The organism is Streptomyces sp. NPDC050145, assembly GCF_044460245.1.
Classification (GTDB): Bacteria; Actinomycetota; Actinomycetes; order Streptomycetales; family Streptomycetaceae; genus Streptomyces.
Genome location: NZ_JBITJS010000041.1, coordinates 1 through 5,897 on the forward strand (window position 1 = coordinate 1; position 5,897 = coordinate 5,897).

The following is a 5,897-nucleotide window of genomic DNA, read 5'->3' on the forward strand; positions in this document are numbered from 1 at the left end:
AGCAGTGCGGCGAGCCGCAGCAGGACGGACTCGCCGCCGGAGACCTCGCCGACGGTGCGGTCCAGTCCGATGTGGCCGAGGCCGAGCTGCGAGAGCGTCGCGGTGGCCCGCTCCTCCACGTCCCAGTCGTCGCCGACCACGGTGAAGTGCTCCTCGCTCGGGTCGCCGGCCTCGATGGCGTGCAGGGCGCGGCGGGTGGCGGCGATGCCCAGGGCGTCGTCGACCCGCAGGGTGGTGTCGAGGGTGACGTTCTGCGGCAGGTAGCCGATCTCGCCGGAGACGCGCACGGTGCCGCCGGCCGGGGTCAGCTCGCCGGCGATGAGCTTCAACAGGGTTGATTTTCCTGATCCGTTGAGGCCGATGAGGCCGGTGCGTCCGGGGGCGAAGGCGACCTGGAGCCCGTCGAAGACGGGGGTGCCGTCCGGCCAGCCGTAGTTCAGGCCCGCGACGGCGATCGAGGGCGCGGAGAAGTCGGGGTGGGTGGTGGTCATGTGGCCTCGCGGTTGCTCGGTGTGAACGGTGGGGGTGCAACGCGTTCGAGACACCGCGGGTGCGACGAGGGAGGAGAGAGGGTCCCGGTCCGACGGTCCGGTCAGGACCGTGCGGCAGAAGGTCGTACGGGGGACGGCTCGCAGCGCCGAGGTCGCACACGATGCGTCGGCACACCGGCGCGGGAAAGCGCGGGCGGCATGACGCGGCGGTGCCTCAGGACCTCAGACGAGCAACGTCCTACTCCGATCGACGACAACAGGATCGCTATACAGCGTATAGGAGAGCGCGTGTGTTGTCAACGGCAACGGCATCGGTGTCGGTGTCGGTGTCCGTATCGACATCGGCGGCGTCGACGGACCTCGGTGTTCGAGGTGTGCCATGGGCGGTCCTCCTGCGCTGGTCGGCCCCCGCTGTTTCCCCCTCCCCTTGGTGGACAGGCTCTGCGGCCCGCTTCGAGCGGGGCTTGAGCCGAGGCTGAGTCACCCCTGCCACGGTGCCGGGGCAGACACCGTCAACACCGTCCCCGGAGCCGAGGAGTCCCCCATGTCCGCGCAGACCACCGAAGCGCCGGCGTCCCCGCCGGCCGGGGCCGCACCGGCACCTCCCGGCACCCCCCGCCTGGCCCGTCCGGGCCTCGCGCTGGCCGTGATCGCCGGATGCAACGCGATGATCCAGCTCGACGACCCGATCGTGAACATCGCCCTGCCCGGGCTCCGCGCCGAACTGGGCCTCTCCCCCGTCGCCACGTCCTGGATCGTCACCGCCTACCTGCTCACGTTCGGCGGCCTGCTGCTGCTCGGCGGCCGGGCCGGGGACATCCTGGGCCGCCGCAAGGTGTTCCTCGCGGGCGTGGGCCTGTTCACCGCGGCCGCGCTGCTGCGCGGGGCGGCGACCTCCGGCGAGTTCCTCGTAGCGATCCGGGTGGCCCAGGGGGCCGGGGCGGCGCTGGCGGCGCCGAGCGGTCTCGCCCTGGTCCTGTCCATGTTCGCGCCGGGCCCGGCGCGCAAGCGGGCGATCGCCGTGTGCACGGCGACGGGCGCCGCCTCCACGGCCGGCGGGCTGCTGCTCGCGGGCGCGCTGACCTCCCTCGGCTCGTGGCGGTGGGTGCTGTACCTGGACGTGCCGCTGGGCCTGGCGATCCTGCTCCTCGGCCCGTTCGTGCTGCGCGAGACGGCTCCGAACCCGGGCCGCTTCGACCTGGCCGGGGCGCTGGTGTCCGCGCTCGGCGCCGGGGCGCTGGTGTACGGGCTCGGGCAGGCCGCCGAGCGGCCGTGGGGCGACCCGTCGGTGGTGGGCCCTCTGGCGGCGGCGGTGGCGCTGTTCGCCGTGTTCGCGGTGATCGAGCGGCGTGCGGAGCAGCCGATCGTGCTGCCGCGGCTGTTCACGGACCGCGAGCGGCTGCCGGCCTACCTGGCGACGCTGGCGATCCCCGGCGCGCTGATCGGCACGTACTTCTTCCTCAACCAGTACTTGCAGGGCGAGCACCGCTGGTCGGCGCTGGCGACCGCGTGCGCGCTGCTGCCAATGCCGGTGACCATGGCGACGACGGCGCTGGCCGCGGTCGGCCTGGAGCGGCGTCTCGGCCCGAAGCGGCTGATGGCGGCCGGTGCGACGCTGCTCGTCCTCGGCAACCTGTGGCTCTCCGTCCTGGACGCCTCGGACCCGTACGCCACCGGTGTGCTGCCCGCGCTGGTCCTGCTGGGGGCCGGTATGGCGGCGTGCGTGCTGCCGCCGACGCTGATCGCCACGTCGAAGCTGCGCGACAGCGAGGCCGGGGCGGCGTCCAGCGTGCTCAACTGCCTTCAGTCGGTGGGTGGTTCGATCGGCCTGGCCACACTGGTGACGGTGTCCGCCCGCGGTGGCATGCCGGGCGGCTTCCTGGCGGGTGCGGGCTTCGCGGCGCTGGCCCTGGTGGCCGCGTCGCTGCTGCGCCGCCGGTCGCACTGAGGCAACACCTGCACGCGACAGTGGGGGCCGCCCTTGCGGGCGGCCCCCACTGTCATGTCCGATCAAGCGGTGGGTGCTCAGTAGCGGTAGTGGTCCGGCTTGTACGGGCCGTCGACCTCGACGCCGATGTACGACGCCTGCTCCGGGCGCAGCGTGGTGAGCTTGACGCCGAGGGAGTCGAGGTGGAGGCGGGCGACCTTCTCGTCGAGGTGCTTGGGGAGCACGTAGACGTCGGTCGGGTACTCCTCGGGCTTGGTGAACAGCTCGATCTGGGCCAGTGTCTGGTCCGCGAACGAGTTGGACATCACGAAGGAGGGGTGACCGGTGGCGTTGCCCAGGTTCAGCAGGCGGCCCTCGGACAGGACGATGAGGACCTTGCCGTCGGGGTACGTCCACGTGTGGACCTGCGGCTTGACCTCGTCCTTCACGATCCCGGGGGTCTTCGCGAGGCCGGCCATGTCGATCTCGTTGTCGAAGTGGCCGATGTTCCCGACGATCGCCTGGTGCTTCATCCTGGCCATGTCCGAGGCCATGATGATGTCCTTGTTGCCGGTCGTCGTGACGAAGATGTCCGCCTTGTCGACGACCTCGTCCAGCGTCGTGACCTGGTAGCCGTCCATCGCCGCCTGGAGCGCGCAGATCGGGTCGATCTCGGTGATGATCACGCGGGCGCCCTGGCCACGCAGCGACTCCGCGCAGCCCTTGCCGACGTCGCCGTAACCGCAGACGACGGCGGTCTTGCCGCCGATCAGGACATCGGTGGCGCGGTTGATGCCGTCGATCAGCGAGTGACGGCAGCCGTACTTGTTGTCGAACTTCGACTTCGTCACCGCGTCGTTGACATTGATCGCCGGGAACAGCAGGGCGCCGTCACGGTGCATCTCGTAGAGACGGTGGACACCCGTCGTGGTCTCCTCCGTCACGCCGCGGATCTCCGACGCGATCTGCGCCCAGTCCAGCGGGCTGTTCTCCAACAGGGCCCGTACGACGGTGAGTTCGTCGTTCGAGGCCTCGGGCAGCTCGCCGGTCTTGCGGTACTCGACGCCCTTGTGGACGAGAAGGGTGGCGTCGCCGCCGTCGTCCAGGATCATGTTCGGGCCCGCGTGGCCGGACCAGGTCAGGGCCTGCTCCGTGCACCACCAGTACTCCTCCAGCGTCTCGCCCTTCCAGGCGAAGACCGGGATGCCGGCGGCGGCGATCGCGGCGGCGGCGTGGTCCTGGGTGGAGTAGATGTTGCAGGAGACCCAGCGGACCTCGGCGCCGAGCGCGACCAGGGTCTCGATGAGGACGGCCGTCTGGACCGTCATGTGCAGGGAGCCGGTGATCCGGGCGCCCGCCAGGGGCTGCGCGGCGGCGTACTCCTCGCGGATCGACATCAGGCCGGGCATCTCGTGCTCGGCGAGGGTGATCTCCTTGCGGCCGAACTCCGCGAGGGAGAGGTCGGCGACCTTGAAGTCGGTGAACTCAGCTGACATGGAGGCTCCTCGAGCTCAGTACGTTGCGGTGGATGTCCAGGGCAGCCGTGGACTTGTTGAGCGTGATGTAGTGCAGGCCGGGCGCGCCCTCGGCGAGCAGCCGGTCCGCCATGAGCGTCGCGTGGTGCACGCCGATCTCGTGCGCGACGCCGGGCCGGTCCCGGGCGGCCTCGAGACGGTGGGCCAGGTCCTCGGGGAAGGCGGCGTCGGAGAGCTCCGCGAAGCGGCGGATCTGCCGGACGTCGGTGGCCGGCATGATCTCCGGGATGATCGGCACGTCGCAGCCGGCGGCCACGACCCGGTCGCGCAGCCGCAGGTAGTCCTCCACGTCGAAGAACATCTGCGTGATCGCGTAGTCGGCGCCGGCCCGGCACTTGGCGACGAAGTGGCGGATGTCGCCGTCCCAGTCCGCCGAGCGCGGGTGCTTCTCCGGGAACGCCGCCACGCCGATGCTGAAGTCCCCGAGCGAGCGCACGAGTTCGACGAGCTGCCAGGCGTGGTTCAGGCCCTCGGGGTGCCGCGTCCAGGGGCCCTTGGGATCGCCCGGCGGGTCGCCCCGCAGCACCAGCACGTCGCGCACCCCGGCGTCCGCGTACCGGCCGATGATGTGCCGCAGCTCGGCCACCGAATGTCCGACGGCGGTCAGGTGGGCGACCGGGCGCAGGGTCGTCTCGGTCGCGAGGCGCTCGGTGACCTCGATCGTCCGGTCCCGGGAGGAGCCGCCGGCCCCGTAGGTGACCGACACGAAGTCGGGGGCCAGCGCCTCGATGCGGCGCACGGCCTGCCACAGGGTCTGCTCCCCCTTGGCGGTCTTCGGCGGGAAGAACTCGAAGGAGAAGGTCCGGCCGCCGCGTGCCAGGGTGTCGCGCAGGGTGCTCACGGGCGGCCTCCGGCGTTGAAGTAGCTCGCTTCGGGGTGGTGCAGGACGATGGCGTCCGTGGACTGCTCGGGGTGGAGCTGGAACTCCTCGGAGAGGACGACCCCGATCCGCTCGGGCCGGAGCAGGTCCGCGATCTTGGCCCGGTCCTCCAGGTCGGGGCAGGCCGGATAGCCGAGGGAGTAGCGGCAGCCCTGGTACTCGGTACGGAACATGCCGTCGAGCGCCGAGGGATCGGCCCCGGAGATAGCGAGCTCGGAGCGGACGCGGGCGTGCCAGTACTCGGCGAGGGCCTCGGCCAACTGGACGGACAGGCCGTGCAGTTCGAGGTAGTCGCGGTAGGAGTCGGAGGCGAACAGCTCGGCCGTGGCCTCGCCGATCCTCGAGCCCATGGTGACGACCTGGAGGCCGACGACATCGGTCTCGCCGGACTCCTCCGGGCGGAAGAAGTCGGCCAGGCACAGGCGGCGGCCCCGGCTCTGACGCGGGAACGTGAACCGGGTCCGCTCGTTGCCGAACTCGTCGAGAATGATCAGGTCGTCGCCCTTGGACACGCACGGGAAGTAGCCGTGCACGACGGCGGCCTCGAGCAGGTTCTCGGTGCGCAGCCGGTCCAGCCACATCCGCAGCCTGGGCCGGCCCTCGCGCTCGATGGTGTCGCCCTTGAGGCCCCACTGCCCCTTGAAGAGGGCGCCCTCGTCGAGCCAGGAGGCGTAGTCGTTGAGCGGGATGCCCTTGATGACGCGGGTGCCCCAGAACGGCGGCTCCGGGACCGGGTTGTCGACGGCGACGTCGGAACGCCCGACGTTCTCCGGCTCCTCCAGCCGCAGCTCCCTCTTCGGGACCCGGCGCTGCTTGAGCTCGGGCAGGGTCGCTCCGGGGACACCGCGCTTGACCGCGATCAGGGCGTCCATGAGGCGCAGGCCCTCGAACGCGTCGCGGGCGTAGCGGACTTCGCCCTCGTAGATCTCGTGGAGGTCCTGCTCGACGTAGGCACGGGTCAGGGCGGCGCCGCCGAGGATGACGGGGTAGTCGGCGGCCAGCTTGCGCTGGTTGAGCTCCTGGAGGTTCTCCTTCATGATCACGGTCGACTTGACCAGGAGACC

Annotated in this window: 5 protein-coding genes; 1 reads left to right on the plus strand and 4 read right to left on the minus strand. The window is 71.1% G+C overall.

Translation table 11 applies throughout. From position 1 onward, the window contains the following. A partial coding sequence (locus ACIBTU_RS39475) for an ATP-binding cassette domain-containing protein (RefSeq protein ID WP_399131631.1) occupies nucleotides 1–491 on the minus strand: 491 nt, incomplete at its 3' end. A 544-nt stretch (nucleotides 492–1,035) separates the two neighbouring features. Between ACIBTU_RS39475 and ACIBTU_RS39480 the strand changes: the two genes are divergently transcribed. Beyond that, nucleotides 1,036–2,439, plus strand: coding sequence for an MFS transporter (locus ACIBTU_RS39480; protein ID WP_399131632.1), 1,404 nt, complete (start codon nucleotides 1,036–1,038; stop codon nucleotides 2,437–2,439). Between the two features lie 77 nt (nucleotides 2,440–2,516). Here ACIBTU_RS39480 and ahcY read toward each other — a convergent pair whose 3' ends face one another. The 3 genes from ahcY to ACIBTU_RS39495 form a co-directional block, all read right to left on the minus strand. Continuing rightward, nucleotides 2,517–3,914, minus strand: coding sequence for an adenosylhomocysteinase (gene ahcY, locus ACIBTU_RS39485; RefSeq protein WP_399131633.1), 1,398 nt, complete (start codon nucleotides 3,912–3,914; stop codon nucleotides 2,517–2,519). Continuing rightward, nucleotides 3,904–4,794, minus strand: coding sequence for a methylenetetrahydrofolate reductase [NAD(P)H] (gene metF, locus ACIBTU_RS39490; RefSeq protein ID WP_399131634.1), 891 nt, complete (start codon nucleotides 4,792–4,794; stop codon nucleotides 3,904–3,906). Before metF ends, ahcY begins: the two co-directional genes overlap by 11 nt. Beyond that, nucleotides 4,791–5,897 (minus strand): vitamin B12 dependent-methionine synthase activation domain-containing protein (locus ACIBTU_RS39495; RefSeq protein WP_399131635.1); only part of this gene is annotated, 1,107 nt, incomplete at its 5' end. The genes ACIBTU_RS39495 and metF, both read right to left, overlap by 4 nt.